15 protein-coding genes are annotated in these 17,127 nt (G+C 41.4%); 7 read left to right on the forward strand and 8 right to left on the reverse strand.

Annotated features, from left to right (window positions below; translation table 11 throughout):
* Positions 1-181 precede the first annotated feature (181 nt).
* Positions 182-715: a helix-turn-helix transcriptional regulator gene (locus MHH52_RS23845; protein ID WP_340004775.1), complete on the forward strand. Its 534-nt coding sequence runs from the start codon at positions 182-184 to the stop codon at positions 713-715.
* Between the two features lie 195 nt (positions 716-910).
* Here the strand turns inward: MHH52_RS23845 and MHH52_RS23850 are convergent, their stop codons facing one another.
* The gene (locus MHH52_RS23850) at positions 911-1,219 is read right to left on the reverse strand and encodes a hypothetical protein (protein ID WP_340004777.1); all 309 of its coding nucleotides are present in this window, start codon (positions 1,217-1,219) and stop codon (positions 911-913) included.
* Positions 1,220-1,447: 228 nt separating this feature from the next.
* Entirely contained in the window at positions 1,448-2,686 is a 1,239-nt protein-coding gene (locus MHH52_RS23855) for an AraC family transcriptional regulator (protein ID WP_340004778.1), read from the reverse strand.
* A gap of 114 nt (positions 2,687-2,800) precedes the next feature.
* Between MHH52_RS23855 and MHH52_RS23860 the strand changes: the two genes are divergently transcribed.
* Together MHH52_RS23860 and MHH52_RS23865 are read left to right on the forward strand one after the other, a co-directional pair.
* Complete coding sequence (locus tag MHH52_RS23860; RefSeq protein ID WP_340004779.1) at positions 2,801-5,098, forward strand: glycoside hydrolase family 3 C-terminal domain-containing protein; 2,298 nt, start codon at positions 2,801-2,803, stop codon at positions 5,096-5,098.
* Between the two features lie 210 nt (positions 5,099-5,308).
* Entirely contained in the window at positions 5,309-6,067 is a 759-nt protein-coding gene (locus MHH52_RS23865) for an SDR family oxidoreductase (protein WP_340004781.1), read from the forward strand.
* Positions 6,068-6,283: 216 nt separating this feature from the next.
* Here MHH52_RS23865 and MHH52_RS23870 read toward each other — a convergent pair whose 3' ends face one another.
* The 4 genes from MHH52_RS23870 to MHH52_RS23885 form a co-directional block, all read right to left on the reverse strand.
* Positions 6,284-6,730: a hypothetical protein gene (locus MHH52_RS23870; RefSeq protein ID WP_340009804.1), complete on the reverse strand. Its 447-nt coding sequence runs from the start codon at positions 6,728-6,730 to the stop codon at positions 6,284-6,286.
* Positions 6,731-7,275: 545 nt separating this feature from the next.
* Positions 7,276-8,226, reverse strand: a complete 951-nt coding sequence (locus MHH52_RS23875) for a sugar phosphate isomerase/epimerase family protein (protein ID WP_340004783.1) — start codon at positions 8,224-8,226, stop codon at positions 7,276-7,278.
* 41 nt (positions 8,227-8,267) lie between these two features.
* A complete protein-coding gene (locus MHH52_RS23880) occupies positions 8,268-9,551 on the reverse strand; it encodes an MFS transporter (protein WP_060626208.1) in 1,284 nt (427 codons plus the stop codon).
* A gap of 27 nt (positions 9,552-9,578) precedes the next feature.
* Positions 9,579-9,959 carry a RidA family protein gene (locus MHH52_RS23885; RefSeq protein ID WP_313637154.1) on the reverse strand — a complete coding sequence of 127 codons (381 nt, stop codon included), beginning with the start codon at positions 9,957-9,959 and terminating at the stop codon, positions 9,579-9,581.
* 176 nt (positions 9,960-10,135) lie between these two features.
* Here MHH52_RS23885 and MHH52_RS23890 point away from each other — a divergent pair, with 176 nt between their 5' ends.
* Positions 10,136-10,825, forward strand: a complete 690-nt coding sequence (locus MHH52_RS23890; protein WP_313637153.1) for a PAS domain-containing protein — start codon at positions 10,136-10,138, stop codon at positions 10,823-10,825.
* Between the two features lie 130 nt (positions 10,826-10,955).
* Positions 10,956-11,126, forward strand: a complete 171-nt coding sequence (locus MHH52_RS23895; RefSeq protein WP_340004787.1) for a cupin domain-containing protein — start codon at positions 10,956-10,958, stop codon at positions 11,124-11,126.
* Positions 11,127-11,446: 320 nt separating this feature from the next.
* On the opposite strand, the gene MHH52_RS23900 is transcribed toward MHH52_RS23895, so the two are convergent.
* Both MHH52_RS23900 and MHH52_RS23905 read right to left on the reverse strand, forming a co-directional pair.
* Positions 11,447-12,247, reverse strand: a complete 801-nt coding sequence (locus MHH52_RS23900; protein WP_340004788.1) for a hypothetical protein — start codon at positions 12,245-12,247, stop codon at positions 11,447-11,449.
* A 119-nt stretch (positions 12,248-12,366) separates the two neighbouring features.
* Positions 12,367-14,316 carry an FAD-dependent oxidoreductase gene (locus MHH52_RS23905; protein WP_340004789.1) on the reverse strand — a complete coding sequence of 650 codons (1,950 nt, stop codon included), beginning with the start codon at positions 14,314-14,316 and terminating at the stop codon, positions 12,367-12,369.
* Positions 14,317-14,654: 338 nt separating this feature from the next.
* Here MHH52_RS23905 and MHH52_RS23910 point away from each other — a divergent pair, with 338 nt between their 5' ends.
* Together MHH52_RS23910 and MHH52_RS23915 are read left to right on the forward strand one after the other, a co-directional pair.
* A complete protein-coding gene (locus MHH52_RS23910; protein ID WP_340004790.1) occupies positions 14,655-15,395 on the forward strand; it encodes a GntR family transcriptional regulator in 741 nt (246 codons plus the stop codon).
* A 291-nt stretch (positions 15,396-15,686) separates the two neighbouring features.
* Positions 15,687-17,075, forward strand: coding sequence for an MFS transporter (locus tag MHH52_RS23915; RefSeq protein ID WP_313637149.1), 1,389 nt, complete (start codon positions 15,687-15,689; stop codon positions 17,073-17,075).
* Positions 17,076-17,127: the final 52 nt, after the last annotated feature.

The raw sequence follows: 17,127 nt of genomic DNA on the forward strand, positions 1-17,127 counted from the left end.
AACGGTGCCTATCCCAAACCCATGTGTAGCAAAGTTATTCAATTATTATAGCAATTATTTCAACTCAGATTTGAATACTTGCTTCGAAGTAATAACTTAACAAGTTATTGTTACCAAGAACTTACTACCAATATAATAAAGACATGAAGCGCTTCAAATCATAACATGAAAGGTGGAGCATATGACTATTGATGCGATTAAAGTTGGTAAACAAATATCTTACCTCAGGAAAGTTAAAAATCTTACACAAAGCGAGTTAGGCGAGAGATTAAATATATCGTTTCAGGCTGTATCAAAATGGGAGCGAGGCGAAACATTGCCTGACACAGCGATATTAATTGACCTTGCTAACGTGTTAGGAACAACGGTTGATACCATTTTAACTGGTGGTGAAAAAGTCATGGAATATAAAGGTAAAATAACGGTGGAAGAAATGAGAGAAGGAATTAACAGTCTTGAGAAAGTTGGCCAACTACTAGGCAGAGATAACATCATCTATCGATACGCAATTGACGGAATAAATGAAAAAATGAATATGGATGTCGAAGAGGCTTTCGTAGACGACTATAAGCGTGAAAGCTTAATTTGTGAAGCTATCATTCAAAATATGATGTCTGGAAAATATATTGATATTACAGATATAAAAAACAATCTCAAGTATGACCATTTTAAAAAGATAGTTTGTGATTATGCAGCAAAGTATGGATTAGTGTAAAAATTGGTAGTAATATGCTTTGAAAAACTGTGAGTATATACGGGACCTAGTGATTGCTAGGTCCTTTATGTTGAGCCACGAAGGCGGTGGACTGCTTAGCACCTAACTAACGTAAATTTTTTCGCCCTACTTATGATATGGTTCTCCGTATCACAAATAGGGCGAAACTAAAGGACACCTAATTGGGTGCCCTAATTATGCGTTAAATTGTTCGGGATTGTCCAAGTCAGCGCCGCTGTCGTCCGGGATGGTGATCAGCTGTTTCCCCGACTCATCCGCGAACCCAAACACATTTTCCAGATGTTTGAACTCCACCTCCGCCGGTTTAGCCGTTCCCCCTACCGCTTCCTCAATCGTGTCATCAGACTGTTCCCCCATTTTTTCCGTTTCTGTTACCTCTGCTTCAGCATTATCACCAACCGTCGATGATGGCTTAGCCGAATTGTCAATGACCGGGTTACCGCATCCGACCAGCAATAACAGGAGTAAAACTCCCCCATCCATAATTTACTCCTCTTCCTCATCTTTTCCTTCCAACGCTAAAGCGGCGAATTCGCTTTGAATAATATTTACTTCACAATCGATGTAGGAATAACGGCCTAACGGCTCGGGGATCGATTTGATGCCCCTAATACGTAGAATGAAAAAATAAACGCTGTCCTACAAAACCCTTCCGGACACAAGGAATTCCGAGTGTTTATAGGTTTTCCCGAAAGATGTCTCTATTACGTTTCATTGACCTTCCGGTTTGATTGTAGATCGGTACTTCTTCGGCGTCATACTCATATACTTCTTGAAAACTTTAATAAAATGAGATTGATCATAAAAGTTCAACCGCAATCCGATGGACGAAATCGTGTCATTGGTCATATGAAGCAGTTTCTTGGCTTCTTCTATCCGCTGTTTCTGTATATAATTCATCAGTGTCATGCCTGTCTGCTCCTTGAATAAATTCATCAAGTAGTTGCTATTCAGTCCTGTCAACTCCGCAAGCTTGTCAAATGTAATCTTTTGAAATAAATGGTTGAAGATGTACTCGCAGCAAATTCTGATCGGTCTGGACATACTTTCTTTCCGACTCTGTTCAACCCGTTCCGTAAAGTCCATTAACGCACGTACTAATGCCGCCTCTACTGCCTTGACATCATTCAGTTCCTCGATCTGCTGAATATGCAGATCACTGAGAGTAAAGGCCAATTTTTCATATATTCCTCCATCTACAGCAGCCCTCATAGCAATAGCAACAGTGCAAATGGCTAAATTTTTGATATTGCGGAGTTGGCTCCGTTTAGATAAGATCCCCACACCCTCGTTAGGATAAGCGATCAACTCTTTCATTAATTCACTTGTATTGCCGGTTCGAATCAATTCTAGCAACCGTTTGTCTATATTCGAACTTTGATTAGACACCGATAATTCCCGTTTGGTTTGAATTTCAATTTCTATACTTATTTGAAACTTAGCTGGCAGCACATATTGATAACTATATTGCAGCACATCCGTTATCTCCAAAGCCTCTTGATTGATCATCCAATGTGCAAGTACGCTGATATGAAGCAGACGAAGACGGCTTACTACCGGAAGACTGTTCCAATGGGCTTTCCAGTGCGGCAGATCGCGATAGGACATTTGGTTATCGTTCATAAGGCCATTGATATGCTCATCCATAGGTACTTGCTGGATTGAAGGACCGATTATGACGAATCCATGCCGCTCACCACTACGTTTAACAGGCACTATGATAAACTCTTCCCAGGAATTCGCTGTGAGAATCACCGGGTGTTCCATCTCTTTCTCTAGAGGACGGAAGAGCTTTTCGAATTCCATATAATAAGGCCTATGCTGATCTCCACTTCCCCAAATCGTTTCCACATCATGCCCATCCTCGGTATAAAAGATTGGAAGTTGGATGCTTTCATATAGTAACTTACATGAATAGGCTATATCAGGTTGATTATGAACATTAACCACTATGGAAACCTCCTCAAACGTACAATTTTTCTAAGTATTATACCATAAGAGAAAGCGTATCCATGAGATAATCTGAGTTGTACCGACATCTTACATCCAAGGAGGTTAATTCTAATGAAACGCGATATTCAAGCTCTAATTGCTGAGATGACATTGGAAGAAAAAGCTGGCATGTGCTCCGGTTTAGATTTTTGGCGGTTAAAAGGCGTGGAGCGCCTAGGCATTCCTAGCATTATGGTCACCGACGGCCCGCACGGACTGCGAAAGCAGCAGGAAGACACCGACCATTTGGGCGTATTTGATAGCGTACCCGCTACTTGCTTCCCTTCAGCAGCCGGTATAGCCAGCTCTTGGGATCGGGAGCTGGTCGGCAAAATGGGCGTAGCACTGGGTGAAGAGTGCCAGGCGGAAAACGTTGCCGTCCTCCTTGGACCAGGCGCCAATATCAAACGCTCTCCGCTGTGCGGACGCAACTTCGAATATTTCTCGGAGGATCCTTTCCTTTCTTCGGAAATAGCCACCAGCCATATTCAAGGTGTGCAAAGCCAAGGAGTTGGCACATCTCTGAAGCATTTCGCGGTTAACAACCAGGAGCATCGTCGCATGGGCGTTGATGCCGTTGTCGATGAACGTACACTGCGGGAAATTTATTTAGCGAGCTTCGAGGGTCCGGTGAAGAATGGCCAGCCGTGGACCGTCATGAGCGCTTACAACAAAGTTAACGGAACGTTTGCTTCCGAGAATAAGTTCTTGCTTACCGATATATTGAAGGAAGAATGGGGACATGAAGGATTGGTCGTGACCGATTGGGGCGCTAACAATGACCGGGTAGATGGGCTAGCTGCCGGTCAAGAGCTGGAAATGCCTTCAAGCGGCGAAGTGAACGACCGTAAAATCGTAGAAGCTGTTCAAAACGGCCAGTTGTCCGAGGAGACGCTTAATCGTGCTGTTGAACGGATTTTACGTATCATTTTCATGAGCGTGGACAACAAAAAAACAAACGCGACTTACGACCGCGACGAGCATCATCATCTGGCGCGCACTGTTGCCGGTGAGACGATGGTGCTACTGAAGAACGAAGAAAACCTGCTCCCGCTAGAAAAAGGTAAGAAGTTGGCGGTCATCGGTCCATTCGCGCAAAAACCGAGATACCAAGGCGGCGGTAGCTCTCATATCAAACCGACCCAGATCGATGTACCGATAGATGAAATCAAAAAGCTTGCGGGTGATTCTGCCTCGGTTGTGTACGCGCAAGGCTTCCATTTGAACAGAGACGATCTGGACGCTGCTTTGATGGAGGAAGCGAAACAAGCAGCCCACGAAGCGGATGCCGTCATCATTTTTGCGGGACTTCCCGACCGTTATGAATCCGAAGGCCTTGACCGCAAGCATCTGTGTATACCTTCGAACCAGAATCAGCTGATCGAAGTGATCACCGGCGTGCAGAGCAACGTGGTCGTCGTACTTATGAACGGTTCCCCAATCGAAATGCCTTGGATTGGTCGAGTGAAGTCGATCCTAGAAGCTTATTTGGGCGGTCAGGCGGCAGGAGGCGCGATTGCTGACTTATTATTTGGCGAAGTGAATCCTAGCGGCAAGCTGACCGAGACATTCCCTATGAAGCTGAGCGATAACCCATCATTCCTGTTCTTCCCGGGTGAAGGCAATCGCGTGGAGTACCGCGAAGGCATTTTTGTCGGCTACCGTTATTATGATGCCAAAGAAGTGAAACCGCTGTTCCCGTTCGGACACGGTCTGAGCTATACCACATTTGAATATTCGAATCTTGTCATCGATCATAAAACAATCAAAGATACAGAATCCGTTAACGTACAGGTAACGATACAAAATGCGGGATCCCGTGCCGGTAAAGAAATTGCTCAGCTCTATGTCCGCGATGTAGAGAGTAGAGTTATCCGCCCTGTCAAAGAATTGAAGGGCTTTGCTAAAGTAGAGCTTCAGCCGGGAGAGAAGAAGACCGTTACGATGACGCTAGATAAGCGTTCCTTCGCTTACTACAACGTAGATCTTAAGGATTGGCATGTGGAGTCCGGTGAATTTGAAATATTAATTGGACGCTCGTGTGAAGATATCGTTGTGAGCGATACGGTACATGTCGAGTCGACAGTCGCTTTGAAATCCATAGTCGACCTAAACACATTGATTATCGACCTGTTAAACGATCCGCAAAGAGCACCGTTCATGCATGGATTACTTCAGAAGATGCAAGAGGGCATGGGAACTATGTTGGAGGGTCTTGAAGCCTCTGAAAGCCTGGGGGAAGGCTCGAGTGAAATGTTCGAAGGATTTATAAATTATTTGCCATTGCGCGGGCTGTCGATGATGAGTCAGGGGATGTTCACGGAAGAAATGCTGAACGGGATTATTCAGCAATTGAATAATCCGTCATAAATGATGGGGCAAACCTTCTGTCGTACAGGAGGACATTCCCCTTAAAAGAAGAGTCAAGGCGTTGTTTCGCAATAAATATTGGATCATGATCGTTATATTCATGCTTAATGCGTAATGTACATCTTTCACGATCACAAGGTGGATCGATGAGAAAACAAGCTCAACATGTTTTCACCATATAATAACAATTTAAATCGGAGGTATGAAAAGATGCAAAATGAAAACCCAATCGTAGTGGTTACCGGAGCCGGCAGCGGAATCGGACGCGCAAGTTGTATAAAGCTAGCGCAGAACGGAGCGAAAGTGGTTGTGGTCGATTTCAATCAAACAACCGGGGAAGAGACGCTGGCACTAATACGTGAACATGGTGGCGAAGGCATCTTCGTGCAAGCCGACGTATCGAAGAACGAAGACGTGGAACGGTATGTTCATCTCGCCGTCGAAACATACGGACGCATTGACGCATTTGTCAACAACGCCGGTATTCTACAAAAGTTTTCAATGCTGTCTGATATCAACGAAGCCGAATACGACCGTATCATGGACGTCAACGTGAAGGGTGTTTTTCTCGGCTTGAAACATGTTCTCAAAGTTATGGAGAAGCAAGGATACGGTTCGATCATAAATACCTCTTCTACGGCAGGCATTCGCGCCGAACATAGCCTCGCAGCATACTCAGCGAGCAAACATGCTGTGATAGGATTGACAAAGGGGGCGGCTTTGGAATACGTGAAAAAAGGTATACGCGTCAATGCAATTTGTCCAGGTGGCGTCGATACGGCATTGACGCAATCTGTTCCTTTGATGATACAGGAGACCGGCTACGTGCCGGAGGAGATCCCGAACATGCGAATGAATCGGTTTTCTGATCCCTCAGAAATAGCAGAGATGGTGGTCTTCTTGGCCTCCAACAAATCCAGCTATATGACAGGTTCAATCATTGTCGTAGACGGTGGTTTGACGCTATAAACACGATTCATGTCGACAGGGTGTTTCAACCACTGGAATACTCTTCGCTTTTGTAGTAACACGGATTAGGGGGTGTCCCAAAAGTCATTGATCAAATGGCTAGGGACACCCTTGTTCTGTAGGAGGAAAATAGATGGTGTGAGCGGTCGCTCCGAGAACGGACCGTTCCTTCAATCGCTGTGGTCTCTAAATTTCTGGATTGAAACCGCGTAGCGATCACGAAAAAAAGGACTTCAACACCTCGGAATCCTTAGGGTCCAGTAATCGAAGCACATTCTCATTACTCAACCGCGACTGGGTTAATCCTATTAGTAATGTCCGCAGTTTTTCTGAAATGTCTATTAACCGCCAATAAAAATAAAACCCTCCGTTTCCCAGCACCCTTAGCAAGTGAGCTAACCCCAACAACGTCCCGCCTCCCACCCCGGATCCACCGATACGTTCGTGCTTGCTTTTGCCAACATGGTGAAGCGAAGTACCCGTACCAACATTGGTGATTACATATTCTTGCTGCTTTGGATCGAATTTATTAAGTAGATACTGTACTCCACGACACGTTGCCTCAAACTCAACAATACGTAAAGGTTTTCGTATCATGAATGATTCAAATAATGCTGCCTTTCCACCGGTAATACATATCTTTGCACCCTCAAGCTTATTAATCTTTTTAAGCGACGTCTTCTATTTGCGTAACAGGAAATTTACTAAAACTCAAAGAATCATTCTACATACTCACAACTTTGATTAACGTACCACCGACATCAATACCAATATTCATAATTGTTATGTACTCCTCTCAGCGAAAGCCAACAATATATTTTGACATACTGCATATCAGTTATTCAACTATACGGTTCACCGCGCTGTCTGTATTGACAATTACAGCAACAATACCATCCACAGAAAGAACTCATCATTATTGTTAACAACAATAAGATACCTCTTGCACCTTGTCAAAGCTTAGCTTAAAAACTTCGAAGCGTACACGTCTTCCGTATTCCAGACATTGGGAATGTTTTAAATTCCCCCGTGGTGGCCTACGTGATTTGTACTTTCCTCTTGTGCCAGAGATGAAGTTCACTTCACCTATTCGAGATAGCGCTCATGCTGGGCACACACAAAAGAGAGGGACGACGCATAGAGCAACGTCCCTCTCTCCTAAAGCCTTTATACGGTTACTGCAACTTTCACGAATCTTTAGCCAGCGTCTACCGGCAATACTTATCTCTCAAAGCCAGCGCATGTTTGACGGATTGCTCCACGCCTCTTGCTTGATCTTCAATCATTTGCTCCATTAGCTCTTGCGGCGGGTAATAATAATCTAGCGGCTTAATCACGGACAAGTCATAAGGTGGCTCCTCGACTTTAAATGCTCCTTCACCGACTTTGGACACTCCGCCAGCGCCCGGCTCTCTTTTGAAATGGATAGCGTATGGGAAACACATTTCTACGTTGATTCGAGTCAACGTAGATTTCTCCACAAAGATTTTGAACAGTTGATCCAAATCGATGTTGCCCGTTCCCGCAGGAACACCGCATACTCTATAGTCTTCTCCGTCATGAACGATGATATGGTCTTTAAAATGGGTGGTGAATGCGTACGGTGCCAACTTGGTCACAGCATCAACCGGATCCTCCCACGCCATCATGCCATTACCGAGATCGCAATGAGCGCCAACCCAAGGACTGTTCACTTCCTCAATGATTTGGATAACCTCATCCGCTAGCTCTTCCTCATGGTTTTCCACGGCAAGCTTAATTCTGTATTGTTGCAGCAAAGGAACAATTTTCTTAATGTTTGTAGGTGCTTCAGCCATCCGTACAGCGTCGTATTCGCCCATACAAGTGTATGTCCGGATGACATCCGCTCCGATTTGATGAGCAACTTCAATCACTTGCGACAAGTGATCCGGGTCCGTACCATTCGTATCGATCTCAGCGAAAAATCCGTATTTCTGGATTTCAGCCTTCACTCTTTTCAGGTATTCAGGCTCGAACGATTCGAGTGTTCCCCATCCAGGCAGTCCCGGCCATTTCACGATATTGATCATAACCCCGTCTAGCCCGAGCTCTGCGGTCTTTTGAATAAATTTAAAAATATCCATTCTGCCTGTAATAAACTGCAAGTGATAGCTTTCTGTTTCCAAACCGATTTTCATATGTCTCTCCTCCATACATTCTGTTTTTTTATCATAATTAACTACTGAACTTGAGCTTGTTCTTGCGCTTTTTTCTTCTTAACGATTCTTACTAAGTAACTGCTGATGATTAAACCTAACACCGCAAACCCAATCATGGTCATAAACACATGTTTGTATCCATTAATCCCCGGTGTGCGATCCAGCATACTTCCATACAGCGTAAAAGCGAACATGGATGGAAGATAACCAATCATACAAGCAATGGATACCGCCGCACCGCTAATTTCGCGAGGGATGCCAACCTCTTCTATCGGAGCGAAGAACACGGCTCTTTGTGAGAAAATAATCGCGCCATAACCGAGTGTAAACACCATACCTACATAGATATTCATCGTTTCATGCGGAAGCAAGATAAAGATAATCATGCCGATAATAGCTAACCAAAAAGTTATTCTCAAATATTTGGACGGAGATTTGAAGGTTTTGTCAGCAAGGAAACCGCCAATAGGTCCGCCGACCATCTTCAAGCAGTATTGGTTGATAATCCCGTACGCCCCGACCAGCGCAACAGGCATTCCGTAAATTTCTTTCAGGAACGGAATGAAATACGTTAATCCGATATAAATGGAGTATACGGAGAAGATCGTAAATGAGACTACCCATATTTCAGGCATTTTGAGGGCTTTTAGGGCTCCATCAAACGCCAGCTTGCTTCGATTGATTTTGTTACCATGCTCGTCTGTATCATTAATGACGTCGTCTTCAATAAGGAAGTACGAAATGATAGCGGTTACAATTGTCGTAATAGAGAAGAAAATGATTGCACCTTTTAAGCCCGCAGCATTTGCCCCCATCCATTGGAAAATACCAAGCGCAGTAAACGCTACAATCGTATCTACGATCCCTCTTCCTGCTTCCAGGAAGCCGAACATTCTGCCCTGCTCATTGCTGTCCCCGAGCAATCTTACCGTTTTGATCAGAACGGGCCAGAAAGCGAGTTCAGCAAACAAAGCGAAAAGCGCCCATAATATCAAAATTTCATAATATCCTGGAAACGTTGTCATGTAAAATCCGAGTAGCCCTACTCCACCCAAGGCGATTGGGAGCAGCTTTTTCTTGGAAAACCGATCTGTGATGTACATCGATGTGATGTAACCAAAGGTTTGAACAATGGCATAGACGGACATCGTGAGACCGATTTGCGTATGTGTCAGATGGAAATATTCCATCATCGGAATATAAAACGCGTCTTTTAAATATGGTAATTTAAAAATAGTCCCCCCGCCCAGAATGAGTACGGCAAGCGTCAACCATTTTTTTGCCCCTACACTTTTCGAATTCATTTTCTACTCATTCCCTTCCCCAACTTATTATTCTTCAATAAAAGCTGTTACTTCAATTTCTACCAATGCATCCTTTGGCAGCCGTGCGACTTCAATGGTGCTTCGTGCTGGATAGTTGCCATCAAAATACGAAGAGTAAACTTCATTTACCTTTGCGAACGTATTCATATCTTTCAAAAAGATAATCGCCTTCACAACGTTCTTCAAATTGCTGTCAGCAGCCTCTAAAATCGCTTTTACATTCTCGAGCGATTGTTTTGCTTGCTCTTCGACGGATTCAGGCATTTCACCAGTTTGAGGATTGATCGGAAGTTGGCCGGATACGAAAATAAGGTTTCCGATTTTGGCAGCCTGAGAATAAGGTCCGATGGCTCCTGGAGCATTCTGGGTTGAAATTGTTGTATGCATGTGATGTCCTCCTAAATATGAAATATTATCATAATGATAATTTATTATTACGATGATTTTATTTTAATACATGTTTCTCATAATTACAATACTTTTTTGAGAAATTATTATTGAAATAATAATTCTTTATTGTTAGACTCGGAATATGAGAAACGGGAGCTAAAGGAGTGGTATAAATGGAAGATTTAGAAAGACTCACGAAGTATATCCCGATTGTTCACTTTATTGGTGAAATCTTGGGTAAGAATTGCGAGGTTGTGTTGCACGATGTGACGAAGCCGGATAACTCTATCGTTGAGATTGTTAATGGACATATTAGCGGCAGAAAAGTGAACGGCCCCATTACGGACCTTGCTTTAAAAGTAATGAAGGACAAAAACTATAAAGACAAACATTTCATCTGCAATTACGAAAGCGTCGGCAAGAGTAAGAAGCCTTTTCGTTCATCGAGTTATTTTATAAAGGATGAACATAATGAAATTATCGGTATGATCTGCGTGAACGTCGACCTATCCGATCTTATATCGGCACGAAGTGTTATTGAAGATGCAATTATGCTTGCCAATTTCACAATCACGGCCAACAACAAACCTAATCATACGGAGCAGCAAAAATCGGCTTTGGATCTTAACGTACTGGAAAGCTTCGAGGACAACATCGAAGATCTCCTCTTATCATTGATTAAAGGAGTATTATCCGAGAGCGAAATCGCGCCTGAGCGAATGTCTCCTAAAGAGAAAATCGATGTTGTTAGAAAGCTTAACGAAAAAGGGGTATTTCTGCTCAAAGGTGGAGTAAGCGAGGTTGCCAAACATTTGGAAGCTTCCGAAGCGACGATCTACAGATACTTGAATAAAATTAAATAACGAAGCCATGTGGAAAAAGCCCGCGATTTTCGTATAAACATCGATCAATTGACCGGTTACCCAGCGGACCTTATTATTCGTTTGGTAATTTTAAAGAATATATTACACATCTAATGAGGAGCATAATGCTATGAAAGAACATGACGCAAAGTACTACATATCAAAACTTGGATTAGATCCACATCCAGAGGGTGGATATTTTAAAAGAACATTTGAATCGGAGGAACAAATATCAGATCAAGAATTAACAGTAGATTTCGAAGGGAAGAGAAAACTTTATACGAGTAATTTCGAATTTTGACCGTATTTCATCCAATATATTGACTAGAAAACCACTTTAAAAAACGTGATTGTATAAGTTATAAACAACATGTTGTCTACAATTTTGGGCATGACAAAGCCCCATCCGCGTGAGGACGGGGCTTTCATGATGGAGCCGAGAGGAGTATCGGCTGTTACTAAGTGTAAATAATGGTTACGGACCTTCCGTTGAAATGCTGTCAAACACGGCCTTCTAAGTCGAAGACAAGGCGATTAATCCAATTGTATGGCCAAGGTCTGTCCATTAGCAGTAAGCTGGATGAAGGAACAACTGTATCGTTGGCAATCCAGATACTGCGTTTAAGCTAAGTCTATTGCTTCAAGTGTCAAATTCATATTTTTTTGCTGGTATTCTATCGACATGTGGGTAATAAGTGCATTTACGATCATAAAACTTAGAGCTAATGATTGATAAGAGAACTCAAATAAGAAATCAACATTTAGATTCGAAAATAGCGTCGATGTATTCGTAATGAGCGCTACTTTAGCTCCGCCTTGTGAGGCTTCATTCATCATTTGTTCAAGGGTGAATATTTCGTCATTTGTATAGTGAAAAAATATAGCAAAGCTGTCCTTATCCAAAGATTGAACATCTTCTATTTGATACCTAGGGTCTAAGAATGCAGTAGACTTTTTGCCATCCATGAGTAAATCAATTTGCAGCAGCCATACAGATTGAGGAATACTATATCCATAGAAGCCAATTTTGGTCTTTGACAGTAGCATTTGAATGAACATGTCGACTTGTGATGACTCAAGTTGATTCAGCAAACTATCAATAGATCGTGTAATAATATTTTTCCCACCAACCACTTTATTCTCTAGAGTCGAAACTTTATGCTTAGTAGAAAGCACATTGAGAACATACTGCTGTCTTAATCTAGATAATTCCAATCGTAATTCAGGATAACTGGAATAAAATAAATGTCGGCAAAATCTTGTGATGGTCGAAGGCGAACAATGTGATTTTTCAGCTATTTCAATGAGACTCATGTTACCCATCTGATCAAATTGATAGATGAAATTCTCAGCTACGCTAAAATATATATCATCATGATCATAGGTATTATAAAACTGCAATAATGCTAAGATGCTCTGCATTCCCTATTCCCCCTTTAGGATCAATCGAAACAAATATCTCCCCCAAAGTTTATCTGTTCTGTTGTAAAAAGAAAAGTCATCTTATCACATAAGATGACTTTTTCCTTTTACCTTAGTATTTATTGTTTTTTGGCGTATTCTGCTGCATTTTCTCCAGCTAGTTTTCCTGATGTATAGGCGAAACCAAGTGTACCGCCTTCTATTGTAATATAACTATTGCCATACATCCCGCCTGCATCATTTCCAGCTACCCAGAGTCCAGGAATAGGTTTACTCTGATCATTCACAGCTTGAATATTCTCATTGATCTTCACGCCGCCAAGCGTCCCCAGACAACGTGCAGAAGTACTCAAAGCATAGAATGGTCCCTTCTTCACAGGATTTAGATATTCAGCATCTTTAAAGAAATCCTCATCAACACCCTTTTGACTAAATCCATTATAACGATCAACGGTAGCATTCAGTGTCTGTTCACTTACACCTATTTTGCTTGCCAGCTCTGCAATGGTTTCTCCCTTTACAATAACCCCGGATTCAATCGCTTCTTCGATAATTGGCGTATAATCAAAAGGAGTAATCGTAGACTTATAGTTAGTATCCGTATCAAACGGTTCATTAAACTCCACGAAGCCTTGTTTTTTACCTTTAAACGAGCTGTATAAGTCAGCGTATTCAATAAGACCCTTGGTCTTTACAGTCTCAATCAACAGTTGGTCAAAAAGAGCCCAGTGCGAGGCATCTGGCTGTTCGTAGATGGCCGATGACCCATATGCAAAGTCAAACACAATGTCTTCATTAATATAGCGTTCGCCATTTTTATTCACCCATAAAAGCGGTAAGGCTGTCAAATCCCAAAGCACATACGGGTTTTCCATTTTTTTGCTCAACTCAGGATTTGGCATGTAATGGTACCACTGTGCTAAATCTGTACCAAGCTCCGCTGCTCCAGCTTCCCATGCCATTTTGAGTCCATCTCCTGTAGCAGAAGAGATCAAACCTGTTCCGGCCTTCTCACCGAAATGTTCTTTCATCATTTCAGCATTACCGCCGTATCCTCCAGTTGCAAGGATGACGGATTTAGCATGTATTTTTAATTCTCCACCGTCAGCTTTTTTGGCAATAACGCCAGTAACGTTTCCTTTGTCATCCTTTATCAATTGTTCTGCAGGCGTCTCGAACATGATTTTTCCGCCCTTTGTTTCAATCTGATTCCGAATCTTCTCTAAAGCAACGGAGCCACCATCAACATATCCATGAATGGTAGCTGGAGTACCTACTAACGCTTTTTGACCACTTTGCCCAGGATCCGTAAGTACTAGTTTTGCTCCATTTTCATTCATCCAATCGACTGTCTCTCCTGATTCATCCATGATTTTGCGGACCAATCTTGCATTCGCATGGTAGTTGCTTGTTTCCATGAACTTTTTAAATAACCATTCTTTATCGACGACTTTGTTCTGTTCTTTCTGCTGTGTGCTATCTACCGCAAACATCCCACCAGCAAGCGTTCCTGCACCACTAGCCACTGCTGTCTTCTCGATCAGTAGCGTGTCAGCCCCTTGTTCGAGAGATGCTAATGCAGCCGCAGTACCCGCAGCCCCTGCTCCAACAACAACAACATCAACTGTTATTTCTTCTGCCTTCCCCTCTTGCTTTGTAATGGCAACCGCTTTGAGTGCCACAGTATCTCCACCCGCTTGTTGTACAGCATCTGCTACTGCTTCAATAATTGCGTTACTAACAACTGACGCACCAGTTACCGCATCCACAGCTAACGATTGATGAGCTACAATATCAGCCGGAACACGTTCAGCTGCTTTTTCAAAGATCCCTGGTGTTTCACTATTTTCCTTCACTTCAACAGATGTGATTTGATCTTCCGAGAATACAACTTCAACCTTTACTGGCCCATTGTTACCTTTACCAACTCCTGTATAAGTGCCCGCTTTATAGATAGTCTTTTCAGTTGATGGACTCTGTGAACTATCTGTTTTATCCGTACACCCTACAACAGAAAGTAATAAAGAAATACATAAAAACAAACTCAAAATCATTCTACGTTTCTTCATTAAAATCGTAACCCCCCACTTTGTGAAATTTTGAACAACCTTACTTTAGCACAAGTTTCCACAACTTAAGATGGCTACAGGAGACGTTTACTCGGCTGATTCAGACGAGTGAGTATCGGAGCGAAATGCTACTGAACTATTAAAGAAGCAATAGATTTTGATAATTGGCTAATTGAGAAAATACAAAAAAGGGATTTAATGACACCTAATCTATTCGACGTAATTGTCTAGCATCTACATTTCCATAGAAAAGTAAGTTACAATAGATTCAAGAAAAGAAGAACGAGAAGAAATGGAATTTATAACTCATGAATAAAAAACTATAGGGGTATAAGAAAATGATCAATAAACTTCATGAACACAATAAACAAAAAAAACCACTATTCGTTATTGTATATGATCAATTGTATAAATTAATCATGGATGGAGCATTCCCTCCCGACAGCCAACTTCCAACAGAACCCCAATTGGCCAAAAAATTTGGTGTAAGCAGAATGACATTGAGACATGCTTTGGCACTTCTGCAGGAGGATGGGTTGGTTAAAAATATCCATGGAAAAGGAAATTTCATTACAAAATTTCATCATAATGAAAGTATGGATGGCTTGGAGAAGTTGGGGAACCCCTTATATAAATGCTATACGGGGAACATAGATGATATCGAACTTAATTTCCGAATTGACCTATTAACGGACTATGCCATGCAAGTATTAAATCAACAAACGACTGCAGTTGTTGCAATGGAACGCTGGTATAAGAGTAACGATAAGATCGTAGCTTTTGCTTTTACGATGATGCCAATAGAAGCCGTCTCCAAATTAAATCTTGACTTACAAAACGAGAAGCAATTATTAGAAATGTTAGAAGAAAAGGTGTATGACCTAGCTAATTCTTCTACCATTGAAATTAAACGTTCTGATTCCGTCAATACTCCGTCATTGAAATACCAACTTTCCCACGGAGAGGAATGTGATTTGATACTAGAAAGTGTATATATCAGCGATAAATACCCTGTTGTTTATAATAAATACTATATACCCATAGAATTTAGTCAAATTAGGATTAAAACATCTAAATAACCGAATAAACAATTCATTAATTTGGAGGCGGTGTATTTCTTATGAATACATCGTTTTTTTTGTAACAAAAAAGACAAATTTTGAAAGCTTGTCAGTGAGATAAAGGTGTGGTACTATTCTCATTGTTAAGGAATATACAAGTTGTTAGACAACTATACAATGTTGTATGATTCAAAGATTTATCATGCATGACTATGAAATCGCAAAGAGTAATTATTTTTGGGTTATTCATGGAAGCGCTACCTTGTTAAACATCATTAGAAGGAAACAACAAAGGAGAAGAATATAGCTATGTCAACCAAAACTGCAGATGTGTGTATGAAGAAACCTCAGGAATTTAATATTAAGAAAGCAGTACCTATTACCTTGCTATTATTTCTATTATGTTTGATCATTGACAATTCGTTTAAGATTATTTCTGTTGATATGGCAAAGGATTTCCACATTTCGGCGACAACAGTTAGCTGGCAAGCAACCCTAGCTGGCCTTGTGGTTGGGATTGGGGCGGTTGTTTACGCAGCTTTGGCGGATTCCATTAGTATCAGAAAACTTTTTATCGCTGGTATCATTTTAATATGTATCGGTTCAGTCATGGGATATGTTTTCCAACATTCGTTTTTACTCGTTGTTATCTCACGAATGATCCAAACGGCAGGTTTAGCATCAGCTGAAACACTATATGTTATATTTGTAACCAAACATTTGCCTGCAAATGAACAAAAGAAATTTTTAGGATTAAGTACAAGCAGTTTTGCTCTTTCACAGCTTATAGGTACATTAACTGGAGCTTACGTTTCTACGTACTTCCATTGGACAACGCTGTTTTTAGTTTCTTTAGTAACCCTTTTCACTCTTCCGTTTATTTTAAAATATCTTCCTAAGGAAGAAACGAAAAACAGTAATGTCGATGTATTAGGATTATTTCTCGTGGGAACCATCTCAGCAGCCCTACTACTATATATAACCGATTTCAATTGGATTTACCTTCTCTTGTTTATTGTTGCAATTACATTGTTCCTTATTTATATCAGTAAGAACTCAAAAGCGTTTATTGGAATATCATTCTTCAAAAATAAACAGTTTATCTCCTTGCTTGGCGTTGCCTTTGTAATTTACTCTGTACAGTTAGCGTATATTTTCTTATTTCCGTTCTTACTTGAAAAGATTTATGGTTTGAAGCTCGATACCATTTCTCTATTAATGATTCCAGGCTTTATAGGAGCTACGATCGTCGGAGCTCTTTCTGGAAAAATCGCAAAGTTTCTGGGAAGCAAGCAATGTATTACAATCGCTATGTCGTGTATTGTAGTCAGCTTACTATTAGGAGCATTCTTTATACAAACTTCTGTTGTTGTATTCGTGATCTCCATGGTGTTATTCTCTAGCTCATTTGCATTCATGTATGCACCAATACTTGATTCTTGCATTCGTACGATTGAAAAAGAAAAAGCTGGAACAGCCGTCGGATTTTTTAATTTAACACTGAATGTCGCGATGTCAATCGGAATTGCCTATACAGCAGCTATGATGGACCATTCCGCTATGCGAAACAGCTTCCTAGGAATTACGAGCAATTCGGATGCATCCATGTTTAGTAATATCCTATTCATTCTCGTATTCATTACCCTTTTCAGTTTATCTCTGTACTGGGTATTCGTAGGACGAAAAGCGAATAAATAGATTACGTTTGTAGTTCATAATTAGAACCCTAAAACCAAAAGTTTAGGGTTCT

Origin of the sequence: Paenibacillus sp. FSL K6-0276 (genome assembly GCF_037977235.1) — a bacterium.
Taxonomy (GTDB): Bacteria; Bacillota; Bacilli; order Paenibacillales; family Paenibacillaceae; genus Paenibacillus_AQ.